Below are 16,085 nucleotides of genomic sequence, written 5' to 3'. Positions count from 1 at the left end.
AGGGTTTGGCCGGATCCCTGCGGGTGATGGCGGTGATCCGCTGGAGTTCTGTCAGCGCGTCCGGGTTGGATGGGTGTCAGGACCACGAGGACAGGACGGTCATGACAGCACAGCCAGCCACCAGCCAGCGAACGGGCGCCTCCACCGGCGCTCTGTGGTGTGCGCTCGTGCTGGTCTACGTCGCGTGGGGATCGACCTACCTGGGGATCCGAGTCGTCGTCGAGGACATGCCGCCGCTGATCTCGGCCGGCGCCCGCTTCCTGACCGCCGCCGTCCTGATGGGGACGTTCCTGGCGGTGCGGTCGGGGCCGCGGGTGCTGCAGGTCCGACCCCGCGAGCTGCGAGGATCGGCGATCGTGGGCATCCTCCTGCTCGCCGGCGGCAACGGCGGCGTGGTGCTCGGCGAGCGCACGGTGCCGTCGGGCATGGCGGCGCTGCTCGTCGCGATGGTTCCCCTCTGGCTGATCCTGCTCCGCTTCGCCAGTGGTGCCCGCCCGCGGCTGCTCACCTGGGCCGGGGTCCTGGTCGGCTTCGTCGGTCTCGCCGTGCTCGTGCTGCCCGGTGGCGGCTCCGGCGGGACGACCGCCGGCATCCTGATCATCGTCGGCGCATCCCTGTCCTGGTCGGTCGGCTCCTTCATGTCCCAGCGGATGCCGATGCCGGCGAACCCGTTCGTCGCCACGGTCTGGGAGATGCTGGCCGCTGCGATCACCCTCCTGGTGATCGGCACGGTGAGCGGGGAGCGCCTGAGCGACTTCGGCCACGCCTCCACGTCCTCGTGGATCGCGCTGGGGTACCTCGTGGTGTTCGGGTCGATCGTGGCCTATTCGGCGTACGTGTGGCTGCTGCAGAACGCGCCGCTCTCGCTCGTGTCGACCTACGCCTACGTGAACCCCGTGGTCGCCGTGCTCCTCGGCGCCCTCATCCTGGCCGAGCCGCTCACCGGCGCGATCGTCGCCGGTGGCGCGATCGTCGTCGTGGGGGTCGCCCTGGTGGTGCGGGCCGAGCGGCCCCGGCCGGCATGAGGAAGGGGCCCCACCGCGATGCGGTGGGGCCCCTTCGTTCGGTGCGTCAGGCCTCGTCGAGGTCCTGGGCGACGCGGCGGTGCGCCTCCCAGATGCGCTCGGGCAGTCCGCCGAACTGCTTGAGGTGCTCCTCGCGCAGGCCGATCTCCTGCTTCCAGCGGTCGACGTCGATCGCCAGCAGCTGGTCGAGGATGGCGTCGTCGATCTCCAGGCCCTCGAGGTTCAGCTCGTCCTTGGTGGGGACGATGCCGACGGGGGTCTTCGTGCCGGTGACACGACCCTCGCGGAAGTCCATCATCCACAGCAGGGCGCGCAGGTTCTCGCTGTAGCCGGGCCACAGGTAGCCGCCGTCGGCGTCACGCTGGAACCAGTTCACGTGGGCGAACAGCGGCTTGTCGGTGACCTGGTCGAGGATGTCGAGCCAGTGCTGGGCGTAGCGACCCTCGGGCAGCGCCAGGAACGGACGCATCGACATCGGGTCGTAGCGCAGCTGGCCGGCCACGCCCTCGGCCGCGGCCGTGGCCTCGGCGCCCAGGGTGAGGCCGTCGTAGACGCCCTCGGCCGGGTCCTCGATCGCGCGGATCAGCGGCTCGCGGTCACGCGTGCGGCCGCCGTAGATGATGCCGTCGATCGGCACGCCAGCCGGGTCGTTGTAGTCGGGCGACTCGTTCGGGACGTTCGTCATCGTCGACGTGAAGCGGCAGTTCGGGTGGGCCCACACGTGGGCCTTCGAGCGCTGCTCGTCGGCCGGACGCTCGGAGATGAGGTGGCCCTTCCAGTCGCGCCAGCCCTCGACGTCCTCGGGGTAGTCGGGCGACTTGCCCTCCCACCACGTCTCGTGGGTGTTCACGTTGTACGCCGTGTTCGTGAAGATGGCGCCGGTGCCCTCGCGGACCGCGGCGAGCGCGTTCGGGTTGGTGATCGCGTTCGTGTCGATCGCCACGCCGAACACACCGAACTCGGGGTTCATGCCGTAGAGCTTGCCGTCGTCGCCGACCCACAGCCACGCGATGTCGTCGCCGAAGAACTCGACGTAGTAGCGGTCGCCGAGCACGCCCGGGGCCACCATCATGGCGAGGTTCGTCTTGCCCGAGGCGCTCGGGAAGCCACCGGCGATGTGGTACTTCTTGCCGGTCTCCTTGTCCTGGATCGCGATGAGCATGTACTGCTCGGCGAGGAACTTGCGCGACGCCCAGCCGTCCCAGTTCGCCTGGCGCAGGCCGTGGGCGATCTTGCCCAGCAGCGCGTTTCCGCCGTAGGACGAGCCGAAGTGCAGGATCGTGCGCTCGTCGGCGACCGTCACGAAGTAGCGCTTGTCGTCGGGGGTGCCCTGACCGAGGTTCTCGAGGTCGCCCGTGACGTGCACGGCGCGCACGAAGCTCTCGGGGTCCTTCAGGTTCTCGAAGAGGTCGACGCCCACGCGAGCCATGCGGATCATCTGCAGCACGACGTTGCGGTTGTCGGTCAGCTCGATGCCGGCGGCGTAGGCCTCCAGCGGCGAGCCGGGCGCGGCCATCAGGTAGGGGATGACGTACATCGTCTTGCCCTGCGAGGCACCCGTCATGTTGCCGATGACGACGGGCTTGATCTCGTCGGCGTGACGCCAGTTGTTGTAGACGCCCTTGTCGGCGGGGTCGCTGGTGGCGACGATCGTCCGCTCCTCCGAGCGCGCCGTGTCCTTGTGATAGCTCTGCGAGTAGTAGAGACCCTCACCGGCCGGCTCGAGCTCGCCCGCCTCGAGTGCCTCCTGCAGGAGCCGCGCGTCATCGCTGGCGCTGACGACCTCGATGCGATCGGGCTGGGTGACCCCCGCCCAGTGCTTCACGAACTCATGGACGTGGGGGTTCTTCAACCCCGCCTCGTCCAGGACCTTGTCCACGTCGACCATCGGTCTGCCTGTTCCTCTCCTGGACCAGCCCGCCGGCCGGTCCGGTCCCGTCGATGTTCCGTCCCGTGCCGACGGACATTTCCGACGGCACGATCCCGGAGATTACCGCGACCCTACCGCGCCTTCGGTGCCATCCTCCGGCGGGCCCTGTGGGGAATGCCACACCACGAAAAGGTCACAGGCGCGTGACCACACGGTCCCGGTCGAAGCGCCGGACGGCCAGGTGGAAGACCACGAGATCGCCCACGACGGCGAGCAGACCGACCACCACGACGACCCTTCCGTCGAAGGCCAGGGCCCCCGCCGCCTGCGACATGATCAGGATGATGACGGGCAGCACCAGCAGTCCTGCGACGGCCTGGGCGCCCTGCAGCGTGGAGGCCCGGTGCGAGATCAGGACGATGCAGCCGATGGCGAAGAACGACACCAGAGGCGCGATCACGCCGACGAGCACGAGCCACGTGCCGTTCGGGAAGGACCAGCCGTCGTTCCACGGACGGGCCAGCGCGGTGACCACCAGGGCGAACAGGGCGGTGGAGAGCCAGGTCACCAGCACCGCGGGCACCCACGAGACGAGGATCTTGCCGATCACGAGCTCACGGTCGGTGAGCGGCGTGAACAGCAGGCCCTCGAGCGTGTCGCGCTCCTTCTCCCCCACGAACGCCGCGGTGGCCAGCACCGTCGCGATGACCACGGGGATCATCAGGAAGATCGGCGCCATGAAGTACTCGACGACCGCACGGGTCGGGTCGGCGGCGACGTCCGGCGGCAGGCCGTCGAGGTAGGAGGTGAGGAAGTCGAGCCGGGCCAGCGCCTCCGGACGGCTGGTGGCGGCGATGAGCGTGGCGGGCAGCACCAGCGCGAAGACGATCGGCAGCATCACGATCGGCAGGAGGGTCTGGCGGTTGCGGCGCAGCTCGATCCAGTCCTTCGTCACGAGCGCACGGACGCGCGGGCCGTTCACGACTCCTCCCCCGACAGCAGGGCGAAGTAGAGGTCGTGCAACGAGGGCGCGGTGCTCTCGGCATCGGGCACGGTGACGCCCGCGGCCCTGAGCCCGGCGACGACCTGCTCGGCGACCTCGCGCTCGGAGACGCGGATGACGTACTCGCGGTCCGGCCAGTGCGCGGCCACGAGCTCGGTGACCTCGCCCGCCGCGACGACCCGGCCTCGGTCGAGCATCACGACGTCGTCGCACAGGTCCTCGAGTCCGTGCAGCTGGTGGGTGCACAGCACGATCGTCGTGTCCCCGTCGGCGCGGAGCTTCGCGAGGTGACCGAGGACGTCGAGCGCCGCCTCGGGGTCGAGGCCGGCGGTCGGCTCGTCGAGGAAGATCAGCTCGGGATCGGACAGCAGGGCGCGGGCGATCTTGGCCTTCTGGCGCAGTCCCTTGCTCAGCGCGCCGACGGGGCTGTCGCGGCGGTCGGAGAGGCCGACGACCTCGAGCACCTCGGACACACGCCGCTCGGTGGCGCTCCGGCTGAGTCCGTGCAGCGCGCCCCACGTGCGCAGGTTCTCCGCGACCGTGAGCCGGTGGTAGAGGTTGGCCTCGGTCTGGACGCCGATGCGCGCCCGCAGCCGCGGCGCCGACTCGGGAGTCACGGGCTCGCCGAAGAGCTCCACGGAGCCCGAGGTCGGCCGCAGCAGCCCGGTCAGCATCCGCACGGTGGTCGACTTGCCCGAGCCGTTCGGCCCGAGAACGCCGAGCACCCGGCCCTTCCCCACGACGAGGTCGAGATCCGCGACGGCCACGCGGTCGTCGAAGACCTTCGTCAGCCCAGTCGCGCGCACCACGGATTCCGACGTCACGTGAACATCATGGGTGGTCGGTCGCGGATCGTCATGCAGTTGGGCTCATCCGCGCGCTGCGACGTGCAGCGGTGGCTCCGCGGCGGGTCCCGCCCTAGAGTTCCGCTACATGAGACGCATCATCGGATGGAGCGCCGTGGCGGCTTTGGTGGTCGCGCTCGTGCCTGCGCCCGCCTCGGCCGTGACGGATCGATGGGCGTCCTGGGGTCCGATCGAAGGCGCCTCGACCAACTACACGACCGTGATGGACCAGCAGGCTCCCGGATTCCCACGCGCGCAGGTCGCGACGGACTCGCGGGCCACGGTCCAGGTGGCGTCGGGGAGCTCGGTGTTCCTCGGAGCCTCCACGCCGCCCGGCGCGAAGTACGGCAGCAGCCGGAACCAGCCGTACCTGGTGCTGCGACCGAAGGCCGACGCACCGACCGCCCCGTCCACCACCGTCTACAGCTTCGAGCGCCCGACCCCGGACACGGGCTGGGCGTTCGTGCTGGGCGACATCGACGCCGACCAGGTCCGGGTTGCCGCGACGGACGCGCAAGGGCGCCCCGTCCCGGCCGCTCGCGTCGACTCCTGGTTCGCCGGCACCTTCAACCATGCGGGCGCTCCCGACCTCCCCACCTGGGATCCGACCACCTCGACGCTGCTCGGCAGCGCCGACGCCCGGGACACCGATGGCGCGAGTGGGTGGTTCGAGCCCGACCTGCGGCTGAGCAGCCTGAGCCTGACGTTCACCCGGCGCGCGGGGTTCCCCGTCTATCAGACCTGGTTCGTCAGCCGGGCGCGACCGATCGGCGGAGCGATCACCGACACGTCCGTCGACGACCGGTGCCCGGTCGAGGACTCCGTCCTGTCGCTGGTGTCCCCCGCCGGCGACGTGCTCGCCACGACACGCGCCGACTCCGGCGGCGCCTACTCCTTCGGCGAGTACGCGACGCAGGCCGGTTACACCGTCCGTGTCACGGCTCCCCCGACCTGCTCCGTCGTGGGACCGTCCGAGCGAGCCGTCTCCAACCGGGGCAACGACAACGACGAGGCGTCACGGGCGAACTTCTCGATGCGCCTCATCGTCCCGCAGCCCATCAGTGGACGCGTGACGGACGGGGACGGAGCACCGGTGCCCGGAGTCGAGGTCACCGTGACCCGCCCGGACGGGTCGACGGAGAGCAGGACCACCGACCAGGCCGGGGCCTACCTCTTCGACGAGAACCCGATCGGAGACGGGTACGAGGTCTCGGTGAGGCCACCGGCGGGCTACGTGGCAGGACCCGCGGGGACCGTTCGCGACGGGATCGACGTCGATGACGACCCGATCACCGACCAGGACTTCGTCGTCCTCTCGCTGCCCGGCGTCTCCGGCTCCGTGACGGCCGGGGGCGAAGCCCTGGCGGGCGTACTCGTGAACCTCACCTCGAGCGACGGAGCAGTCTCCCTGAGCACGTCCACCCGTCCGGACGGCACCTACGACTTCCCGAGGACTCCCCCGGGCGCCTACACGGTGACGATCCAGCCTCCCCCGGGGTACGTGGGGACGACGACGCGCGAGCTCACCGTGACGGACGACGACGTCACGGGACAGGACTTCGCGCTCGGGCGACTGGGGAGCATCTCCGGTCGGGTGACCCGCACGGACGGCTCGCCGGCGGCTGATGTCGAGATCCGTGTGGACGGCCCCGGCGGTACCTCCAGCACGCGGACCGACAGCGAGGGCCGCTACTTCGTCGACGACCTGCCCCCGGGCACCTACCGCCTGACCGTCCAGCCCGGTGCAGGTGCGTCCCCCGTCGGACCGGGGACACTCGATGCCGTCATCACCGAGGACGGCGAGGCACTGGAGGACCAGGACTTCGTCCTCGGAACGGCCACGGCTCCGACACCGGAGCCCGAACTGACCGAGGAGACACCCGGTCCGCCGGCCGATGACACCGCCGCCGACGACGACTCGGCCGGGTCTGTTCCGGTGAGCGACGGTGTCCTGCCGGACTCGGGTGGCCCCCCGATCCTCTGGGGTCTGCTGGGCCTCGTCGCCGTGATCGGCGGAGGCGCGGTCGTGCTGCGCTCACGTGGCCGGTGACCGGAGCAGCCGGGTGAGAGCGAGCGACCGACCGCTGGACGGAGGGCGATCCGTCGCGCTACCGCGCGCCTGGCACGGCCTGACCGCCGCGACCGCGCTCGTGGCACTGCTCCTCCAGCTGGTGCTGGTCTTCAGCGGAGCCTCCGTCCTGGTCGAGACCGAGCGCCCCGACCTGCCTGTCCGGCTCGCGCGCTTCGCCGCGTACTTCACGATCCAGAGCAACCTGCTGGTCCTCGTGTCGGTGCTCGCCCTGGTGCGCGACCCGTGGGCCGACGGTCGCTGGTGGCGAGCACTGCGGCTCGCCGGCGTCATGGGCATCGCGGTCACGGGACTCGTGCACTTCTTCCTGCTGCGTCCGCTGCTGGAGCTCGACGGTGCGAGCCTCGTGGCCGATCGCCTGCTGCACCTGGGGGTGCCGGTCCTGGCGGTCGTCGGCTGGGTCGTGTTCGGCCCCCGCGGCCGCATCGATCGTCGGGCGACGCTCGTGGCCTTCGGGTGGCCCGTCGTATGGCTCGCGGTGACGCTGGCGGTCGGGTGGGCGACCGGCTGGTACCCCTACCCATTCCTGGACCCCGCGACGTCAGGACGGATCGACGTGGCGGTCGCGTGCGTGGGCATCGCCGTGCTGGTCCTGGCCTGTCTCACCGGACTGACGTGGCTGGACCGACGGCTCGCCTCCCGTGACGAGGCGGAGGTCGAGCGAGGCCGCCCCCACCGCTGAGGGCTCACGCATGAGCGGGGCGGGGTCACCTCAGCACGGTGGGCGGCTCGCATCGAACGTCCTCAGGCACGGCCGGCGTGGGGCGCGGCGTGTCGCGGAGCACCAGCAGGTCGAGTCCGCAGACGCCTGCGAGCCGGCGGTACCGACGGTCGACGACCCGCTGCGCGGCGTCGCTGTCGATCCCCCACGTCCCCAGCGACCCGTTCATGACGAGCCACGTCGGGGCGTCGCCGCCGGAGACGAGGCGGGTGAACTCCTCCAGCCCGGAGTCGTCGGTGCGGACCGGCAGGCTCCAGAGGTGCTCGTACGGCGAGTCCAGTCCTGAGGCCAGGACGAGGTCGGGACGGCCCCAGGCGTTGACGACGGTGTCCCCGGCCCGGGACGACGCGCCGATCATCCGGCCCGCCGCCACGGGCCCGTCCACGGAGTCGACGGCCGGCAGCACGACGAACGTCCCGATCACGGCGGCGACCGTGGAGTACGCCAGGACGGCCGGCACGACGATCCGCGTTCGCGCCGCGATCAGCCCGGTCCCGACCGCGACGGGCGCCGCCAGCTCGACGAGGTAGTGGTTCCACCAGCTACCGCTCGCGAGCACCGAGAGGCAGCCGAAGGCGGTGGCCGCGGCCGCGGCCAGCGCGACGGGCGACCGGAAGCGCTCGGCGAGGGGCGCCAGCAGGACGCCGAGCACGAGGATGAGCTGACCCCCGAGCGCCGCGCGACCCAGCAGCTCGGCCTGCCGGCCGTCCTGGGCTCCCGGAGGCGCGGCGGCCATCACGTCCGCGGCGCGGACGCGGAACGCGAACAGCGCATCGAAGAGGCCGACGGGGTCGGTTCCCCGGAGCCAGGCGGCTCCGACCACGACGACCGTGACCAGGACGGCGCCGCCGAGGGCACCGGCGGCCAGCCCCAACGCCTCACCGGTGCGCAGGCTCCCCGCCGCGACGGACAGCACCAGCAGGACCACGGCGAAGACCGCGGCGTCCGCGTGGTTCTGCTTCGTCAGCACGGCGCCGGCGATCGCCGCTCCGGTCGCGAGGGCCCACCGCCCTCGCCGCTCCTGAACGGCGCGGATCGCCGCGTAGAGGCCGCCGGCGATCCACGGGGCGGCGAGCAGCTCGCCGTTCACGCGTTCGGCGCCGAGCCACGGACTCACGGTGAGCAGTGCCGCCGTGACGGCGGCCCAGCGCGCGGGGCGCTCGCCCGACACTCGTCCCGCAGCAGCCGCGCACGCCACGATCGTCAGGGCCACCGCGACCAGGCCCACGACGCGCAACGCCACCACTCCCCCGGCCCGGGCCGCGAGCTCGGCCCACGCGACCAGCAACGGCGGACGATCCACCCAGAAGTCGCCGTAGAGCGAGTCCCCCGGACCCCACTGACCACCGACGAGGAGCAGACCGGCCTCGTCGGGGCTCGGCAGGACCGCCACGAACGGCAGCCGCACCAGGACGGCAGCCAGCACGACGAGCAGCACGGCGCGCGGCACGGCGCGCGGCGTCGTCATCGGGGTCGCTGCCGCTCAGTCCTCGACGCGGGTGGCCGGATCACCGTCGAACAGCCGCCCGTCCGGCCGGCCCAGCGCCGTCAGCCGCTCCACCGCGGCCGGATCGAGCTCGAGCTCCACGGCGGCGAGGTTCTGCCGCTGCCGCTCGGGGGACGACGCCTTGGGCAGCGGCACCGTGCCGATCGCGGCGTGCCACGCGAGGACCGCCTCCGCCGGGGTGATCCCGTGCTCGCGCGCGACCGCGGTCACGACGGAGTTCTCGAGCAGGTCGCTCTTGCGGCCGAGCGGGCTCCAGGCCTGGGTGGCGATGCCCCGGTCCCGGTGGTGCGCGAGGGCCTCGACCTGCGGGAAGTAGGGGTGCAGCTCGATCTGGTTCACCGCGGGCAGGACGCCCGTCTCGCGCTCGAGCCGGTCGAGGTGCTCGGGCAGGAAGTTGCACACGCCGATGTGGAACACGAGACCACGTCGCTGTGCGTCGATGAGGGCCTGCCACGCCTCCACGTAGAGGTCGCGCGAGGGGTTGGGCCAGTGGATGAGGTGCAGGTCCAGGTGGTCCAGGCCCGTGCGCAGCACGCTCTCCTCGATGGACGTGACGGCGAGGTCGTACGCGTGGTGCCGACCGGGCAGCTTCGACGTCACCACGACCTCGTCGCGAGGGACGCCGGAGCTGCGGACCGCGGTGCCGACGGCGCCCTCGTTCTCGTAGTTCATGGCCGAGTCCAGCAGCCGGTAGCCCGTGCGCAGGGCGGAGACGATCGCGTCGACGCCGCTCAGGCCGTTGAGCTTGTACGTGCCGAAGCCGACCGGCGGGAGTGTGAGGCTCACGATGAGACTCTAGGACGACTCGGACCCCTCGGCCCGGCTGGCACACCGGAAGCCCAGGTTGCCGGACGCCGAGTCGGGGGTGTTGCGGGAGCGCGCTGCCACGCGGTAGCGATTGCAGTAGGAGTCGTGGCAGAGGTAGGACCCACCGCGCATCACCCGGGTCGTTCCGGCCGCGGGCCCGGCTGGTGAGGCCGGTGGCGACTCCCCGTAGTACCGGGCGTCGAACCAGTCGGCGCACCACTCCCACACGTTGCCCACCATCTGGTGGAGTCCGTACCCGTTCGGCTCGTAGGCCGCTGCCGGCGCCGTGGCGAGGTGGCCGTCGTCGCCGCGGTTGACCCTCGGGAACACGCCCTGCCAGATGTTGCACCTCCACTGGCCGTCCGGGGTGAGGTCGTTCCCCCACGGATACCGCTGGCCCTCCAGCCCACCGCGGGCGGCGTACTCCCACTCGGCCTCGCTCGGCAGGCACTTCCCCGCCCACGCGGCATAGGCCTGCGCGTCGTTCCACGAGACCTGGACGACGGGATGGTCGCCGCGGTCGGCGAGGTCCGATCCCGGCCCCTCGGGCGTGCGCCAGCCGGCACCGGTCACCGCGAGCCACCACGGCGTGTGGGCAGCGCGACCGACCACGTCGCCCGGGTTGCCGGCGAAGCTCGCCTCGAACACGGCCGAGATGCCGAGCTCCTCCGCATCGGTCACGTGACCGGTGGCGTCGACGAACGCCGCGAAGGCGTCATTGGTCACCGCGGTGTGATCCATCCAGAAGTCCTGGAGGCGCACTCGGTGGACGGGAGTCTCACCGTCGTTCGGGTCCCCGTCGCCGAACGGATCTCCCATGGAGGTCAGGCCTCCGGGCACCTGGACCTGCCGCACGCCGCGGCGCTCCGCGGGAGGTGGGAGCGGGCCGAGGTCGTGGTGCCGCGGAGTCGCCCCCGGCCGGCCCGGCACGCAACAGGGCGCCGGGCGATCGTCCGTCATGGCGCCATCCTCGGACGTCCTCGGAACTCACCGAATCATCCCAGGCGGATGACGAGACCTCGGCCCGCTGCGCACACGCTGGCATCATCGACCGCCGCCCTCGAGTGGTCTCCGACCGAACGAGTCTGCCCATGCCTGCGAACGACGACGCGACCCGACGAGATGTGCTGCCAGTGCCCGACCGGCCGCCCGTCGGCCTGGTCACCTACGACGCCAAGGATCCGGACACGCATCACGAGCCCATCAGGCCCATCCGTCCGCCCACCAGCGCGCCGAACGTGCTGGTCGTGCTGCTGGACGACGTCGGCTTCGGGGCTTCCAGCGCCTTCGGAGGCGTCATCGCGACACCCCACGCCGAGCGGCTCGCGTCGGCAGGGCTGAAGTACAACCGGTTCCACACGACGGCCCTGTGCTCGCCGACCAGGGCCGCGCTTCTCAGCGGCCGGAACCATCACACGGTCGGCATGGGCGGCGTCACCGAGATCGCCACCTCGGCACCGGGCTACGACTCGCGCCGCCCCAACACCTGCGCCCCTCTGGCGGAGATCCTCAAGCTCAACGGCTACTCCACGGCCCAGTTCGGGAAGTGCCATGAGGTCCCGGTCTGGGAGACGAGCCCGCTGGGGCCGTTCGACAACTGGCCCACCGGCAGCGGGTTCGAGTACTTCTACGGCTTCATCGGCGGCGAGGCCCATCAGTTCCACCCGGCGCTCTACGAGGGCACCACGCCGGTCGAGCCCGACCGCACGCCCGAGGACGGCTACCACCTGATGGGCGACATGACCGACAAGGCGATCGGGTGGATGAGACGCCAGAAGTCGCTCATGCCCGACAAGCCGTTCTTCGCCTACTTCGCCCCGGGCGCCACACATGCTCCGCACCACGTGCCCGCGGAGTGGATCGACAAGTACGCCGGCCGGTTCGACGACGGCTGGGACGTCCTGCGCGACGAGATCTTCGCGCGACAGAAGGAGATCGGCGTGATTCCCGCCGATGCCCAGCTCACGCCTCGCCCGGCCGAGATTCCCGCATGGGACGACATGCCCACGGAGCTGCTGCCGGTGCTGCGGCGTCAGATGGAGGTCTACGCCGCCTTCCTGGAGTTCACCGACCACCACGTCGGACGGCTCCTGGACGCGCTGGACGACCTCGGCGTGTTCGAGGACACGCTGGTGTACTACATCATCGGCGACAACGGCGCCTCGGCCGAAGGGACCATGAACGGCACCTACAACGAGATGATCAACTTCAACGGAGCGGCCGCGCTGGAGACCCCGGAGTTCCTCATGTCGAAGCTGGCGGACTTCGGCGGCCCCGACTCCTACAGCCACTACTCGGTGGGGTGGGCCCACGCGATGGACACGCCGTACCAGTGGACCAAGCAGGTCGCCTCGCACTTCGGCGGCACGCGCAACGGAGCGATCGTGCACTGGCCCCGAGGGTTCACGGCCACCGGAGCGGTGCGGTCCCAGTTCGCCCACGTCATCGACGTCGCCCCGACGATCCTCGAGGCGGCCGGCCTCGCCGAGCCCACCTTCGTCCACGGCGTGCAGCAGACGCCCATGGAGGGCGTCTCCATGCGGTACTCGTTCGACGACGGCACCGCCGCGGACCGGCACGAGACCCAGTACTTCGAGATGTTCGGCAACCGCGGCGTCTACCACCGCGGGTGGACTGCCGTCACGCGGCACAAGACGCCCTGGCTGCTGATGGGCGAGGACGTTCCCGCCTTCGACGACGACGTCTGGGAGCTCTACGACACCAACACCGACTGGACGCAGAGCGAGGACCTGGCGCAGAGGCACCCGGACAAGCTGCACGAGCTGCAGCGACTCTTCCTGATCGAGGCGGCTCGCCATCAGGTGCTGCCCCTGGACGATCGCGCTGCGGAGCGCCTGTCGGCGCAGGTCAGCGGCCGGCCCCAGCTGGTCCACGGCAATCGCCAGCGACTCTATGCCGGGATGGGACGTCTCTCCGAGCACTCGGTGGTCAGCATCAAGAACGCGTCCCACGCCGTGACGGCCGAGGTCACGGTCGCGGCCGACGCCCAGGGTGTGATCATCGCGCAGGGCGGCAGCATCGGAGGGTGGAGCCTCTATGTGAAGGACGGTCGGCTCCGGTACTGCTACAACCTGTTCGGCATCCACCGCTACTACGTCGGCAGCGATCCGGCGTTGTCGGCCGGCCGTCACCAGGTGCGGATGGAGTTCGACTACGAGGGCCCCGGGCTGGGCAAGGGCGGCACGGTGAGCCTCTACGTCGACGGGGACGAGGTCGGCGAGGGCCGGGTCGACGCCACCGCCGCCATGATCTTCTCCGCTGACGACACGTGCGACGTCGGACGCGAGGACGGCGCTCTCGTGGCCGACGACTACCCCGTTCCGAACCACTTCACCGGTGAGGTGCACTGGGTGGAGATCGCCGTCGGCGAGGACGCCGAGGACGCGGATCATCACCTCTCCCCCGAGGAGATGCTGCGCATCGTGCTGGCACGGCAGTGAGCGACTGACGCCGCAGGACGACGGCCCTCAGGAGGGCAGCAGCTCGAGCTCGCGCGCGATGCGCACCGCGGCGTTGCGGCGGGACACCCCGAGCTTGCGCAGGATGTTCCGCACGTGGGTCCGCACCGTGTTGACCGAGATGTACATCTCCGCGGCGATCTCCTCGGTGGTGAGGAGCGCGGCGAGGTGGCCCAGGACCTCGGTCTCCTTCTCCGTCAGCTGCTCCACCGGCGCGGTCGGGCCGACGGGCTCCGACGGACGTCGAACGGGCGGACGGGTCATCGGCGCACCGGACCGCTCGAACAGCCAGGCGTGCGCGGCAGCGAGCTGGCGGTCCTGGAGCACCAGCTGGCGCACGGGTGCCGGAGCCTCGTGGAAGGGCCGACGGAGCGTGATGGGGCGGGCGAGCACCAGTGCCTCCAGCACCACTCGGTGGGCCTGCACTCCGGACCCGGTCCGCAACAGCCGCGCGCACTCCACGAGTGACGCGGCGACACGAACGGCCACCGGCGCCGCCGGATCGCGGGCCTCCCCCATTGCGAGGGCCGCGCCCGCGTCGTTCCCGGCGGCGAGGTCCGTCTGGGCCCTTACGAGGGCGAGCGCGCCGGCGACGGTGGGATCGTCAAGGCCATCGATCGTCTCCCGCGCTGTCTGCACGTCGCCGCGCGCGACGAGCCACGCCGCGAGCTCCACGCGCAGTCGTGCGCCGAGCCAACGATCGGCCTCCGCGAGGGCGTCGAGCGCGGCGGTGACGCCACTGACGGCGGCGCCCCGGTCGCCCTGGGCGGCACGGAGTCGCGACCTCACGAGCGCGAGGAGCGTGCGCGAGGCGGGATCCTGCAGGACGAAGCGCGAGGACTCGGCCGCCTTCAGGTGATCGGTGGCCGCGCGCAGGTCGAAGTGCTCGACGGCGACCCAGGCCAACGCGATCTCCGCGGCAGCGGGGCGGTCCTCGACGGCGATGCCGGCATCACGGGCAGCCCGGACCGCGTGTGCCGCGGCGGACGACCCGACGGCAAGATCTCCCTCGCAGCACGACACGAGCGCCAGCAGTCCGAGGCACTCGACGACGAGGCTGGGCGAGCCGCTGCGATCGGCGGCCACGGCTCCCTCACGCAGGCTGATCCGTGCGTCCGCCGTGAGCCCATGACGCACCTGGGCGATGCCCTTCGTCGCGAGCACGAGCGGCACCAGCGCCGAGTCGCGCCGCGTGAGGTCCCCCCGCATCTCCTCCGCAGCGTCGGCGAGAGCCAGCGCCTCCCCCGGGTCGGCGGCCTCGCGGGCCCGCAGGGCGAGCAGCAGTGCCCGGGCTCGCGCCAGGTCGACGTCGGTGCCGCGTTCGCCCTCGGCGGCCGCGAACCGGATCATCTCGCCGTCGAATCGCTCGCCTTCCCGCGTGGCCAGGGCGAGCGTCGCACGTACGAGGACGGCGGCAGGTGCCTCGACGTCCGCCGGCACGGCACGCAGGACCTGGACGAGTGGGTGGGTCCGGTCGGCCAGGAGCAGCTCCGCCCAGGCGTCGTGCTCGGTCACGAGCCGCGCGACGTCCTCCCATGCCCCGATCGAGGCGTGGTGGCGGGCCGCCGGGGCCAGCAGGCCCTCCGCGGCGTACCACTGCGCGGCCTTGCGCTGCAGCAGCGCCCAGGTCTCCGGCGACCGGTATCCCAGCTCGGCTCGCAGCAGGTCGCGGAAGAAGGGGTGGAAGCGGTAGTGATCGCGACGGTCCGGCACGGTCTCGAGGAAGACGTTCACGTGCGCGAGCGACGACAGCGCTCGGTCGGTGCCCTCACCGGCGAGGGCGTGCGCCAGGCCCGGCTCGATGATGTCCGGCACGCTCAGCGCCATCAGCAGGTCCAGGTCCCGCGGCGACAGGTCGGCCAGGACCTCGCCCATGAGGTACTCCGCGATGCTGCCGCTCTCCCCCATCACCTGGCCGATGTCGGCGTCCGGGTCGTCGTGGTCGAGCAGCAGCTTTCCCGCGAATCGCATCCCGGTGACCCAGCCCCGGGTCCGGGCATTGAGCTCCTGGACCGAGTCGCGCGTGAGACGCACGCCCATCTGGTCCAGGAGGCCGGCGGCCTCGTCGTCGCCCAGGGCGAGATCGGCCATCCGGAGCTCGATCATCGACTCCTCGAGCCGGTACCGGTACAGCGGCAGCACGGGATCGGATCGGGTCAGCAGCACCAGCCGGAGGCGGTGACCGGAGTGCCGCAGCAGGAAGTCGAGGTCGGCGGCGACGGTCGCGGAGCTCACCTCGTACCCGTCGACGACGAGCGTCACGGGATCGGGGGCGGAGGCGAGGGCGAGAGCCAGGTCGCGGCGCATCCGTGGGTCCAGGCCCGCGTCGCCGGAGGGCGCGGACGACGCAGGCAGGGCGATCCCCAGCCGCTCCAGCGCGTCGACGAAGGACGGCCACAGCACGTCGCCGGGGTCGAAGGTGATCCACTCCAGCCGCCCGGGCGTGCGGGTCGAGGCCCAGTCGGCGACCAGCGAGGTCTTGCCCGTCCCCGCGGGGGCACTGACGAGGATCAGCGAGGCGCTGGGCTCGCTGTCGAGCTGGTCGAGCAGTCGCGGCCGCGAGACGAACTGGCGCGGGCGCTCCGGAAGACCGGGCCAGCCACCGAAGGTGGCGCCGTACCAAGACGAATCATGATCTGCCGGGTCATTCGAAGGACGTGTCACCATAGCTTCCGCCTCCCCTGCAAGCACGCTAGTGACGGAGAATCGGCGCCAGATCACACGAATCGTATGAAGCCC

11 protein-coding genes are annotated in these 16,085 nt (G+C 71.4%); 4 read left to right on the top strand and 7 right to left on the bottom strand.

Going from position 1 to position 16,085, the window contains the following annotated elements; all coding sequences use genetic code 11:
* Positions 1-101: 101 nt before the first annotated feature.
* Complete coding sequence (locus B5D60_RS15965) at positions 102-1,025, top strand: EamA family transporter (RefSeq protein ID WP_078701078.1); 924 nt, start codon at positions 102-104, stop codon at positions 1,023-1,025.
* A gap of 46 nt (positions 1,026-1,071) precedes the next feature.
* On the opposite strand, the gene B5D60_RS15960 is transcribed toward B5D60_RS15965, so the two are convergent.
* The 3 genes from B5D60_RS15960 to B5D60_RS15950 all read right to left on the bottom strand — a co-directional run bounded on the left by B5D60_RS15960 (position 1,072) and on the right by B5D60_RS15950 (position 4,722).
* Complete coding sequence (locus tag B5D60_RS15960; protein WP_078701077.1) at positions 1,072-2,913, bottom strand: phosphoenolpyruvate carboxykinase (GTP); 1,842 nt, start codon at positions 2,911-2,913, stop codon at positions 1,072-1,074.
* Between the two features lie 175 nt (positions 2,914-3,088).
* A complete protein-coding gene (locus B5D60_RS15955; protein WP_172806394.1) occupies positions 3,089-3,877 on the bottom strand; it encodes an ABC transporter permease subunit in 789 nt (262 codons plus the stop codon).
* Positions 3,874-4,722, bottom strand: a complete 849-nt coding sequence (locus B5D60_RS15950) for an ABC transporter ATP-binding protein (protein ID WP_172806393.1) — start codon at positions 4,720-4,722, stop codon at positions 3,874-3,876. The genes B5D60_RS15955 and B5D60_RS15950 overlap by 4 nt, the downstream gene beginning before the upstream one ends.
* Positions 4,723-4,831: 109 nt before the next feature.
* Here B5D60_RS15950 and B5D60_RS15945 point away from each other — a divergent pair, with 109 nt between their 5' ends.
* Together B5D60_RS15945 and B5D60_RS15940 are read left to right on the top strand one after the other, a co-directional pair.
* Positions 4,832-6,793 (top strand): MSCRAMM family protein, encoded by a 1,962-nt coding sequence (locus B5D60_RS15945; RefSeq protein WP_153303068.1) that lies wholly within the window; start codon positions 4,832-4,834, stop codon positions 6,791-6,793.
* Between the two features lie 13 nt (positions 6,794-6,806).
* Positions 6,807-7,514: a Pr6Pr family membrane protein gene (locus tag B5D60_RS15940; protein ID WP_153303067.1), complete on the top strand. Its 708-nt coding sequence runs from the start codon at positions 6,807-6,809 to the stop codon at positions 7,512-7,514.
* Between the two features lie 25 nt (positions 7,515-7,539).
* Here the strand turns inward: B5D60_RS15940 and B5D60_RS15935 are convergent, their stop codons facing one another.
* From B5D60_RS15935 to B5D60_RS15925, 3 genes are read right to left on the bottom strand one after another with little or no spacing between them, the layout of a single operon-like run.
* Entirely contained in the window at positions 7,540-9,021 is a 1,482-nt protein-coding gene (locus B5D60_RS15935) for an ArnT family glycosyltransferase (RefSeq protein ID WP_078701072.1), read from the bottom strand.
* A 15-nt stretch (positions 9,022-9,036) separates the two neighbouring features.
* Positions 9,037-9,846 (bottom strand): aldo/keto reductase, encoded by an 810-nt coding sequence (locus B5D60_RS15930; protein WP_231948912.1) that lies wholly within the window; start codon positions 9,844-9,846, stop codon positions 9,037-9,039.
* Positions 9,847-9,855: 9 nt separating this feature from the next.
* Positions 9,856-10,827 (bottom strand): formylglycine-generating enzyme family protein, encoded by a 972-nt coding sequence (locus B5D60_RS15925; RefSeq protein WP_078701070.1) that lies wholly within the window; start codon positions 10,825-10,827, stop codon positions 9,856-9,858.
* A 131-nt stretch (positions 10,828-10,958) separates the two neighbouring features.
* Between B5D60_RS15925 and B5D60_RS15920 the strand changes: the two genes are divergently transcribed.
* Entirely contained in the window at positions 10,959-13,328 is a 2,370-nt protein-coding gene (locus B5D60_RS15920) for an arylsulfatase (protein ID WP_078701069.1), read from the top strand.
* A gap of 27 nt (positions 13,329-13,355) precedes the next feature.
* Here the strand turns inward: B5D60_RS15920 and B5D60_RS15915 are convergent, their stop codons facing one another.
* Positions 13,356-16,013: a LuxR C-terminal-related transcriptional regulator gene (locus B5D60_RS15915; RefSeq protein ID WP_078701068.1), complete on the bottom strand. Its 2,658-nt coding sequence runs from the start codon at positions 16,011-16,013 to the stop codon at positions 13,356-13,358.
* Positions 16,014-16,085: the final 72 nt, after the last annotated feature.

Source organism: Aeromicrobium choanae (genome assembly GCF_900167475.1).
In the GTDB taxonomy this organism is placed as follows: Bacteria; Actinomycetota; Actinomycetes; order Propionibacteriales; family Nocardioidaceae; genus Aeromicrobium; species Aeromicrobium choanae.
Note: the sequence above shows the minus strand (reverse complement) of the source record. Positions and strands in the feature narration are given on the sequence as shown.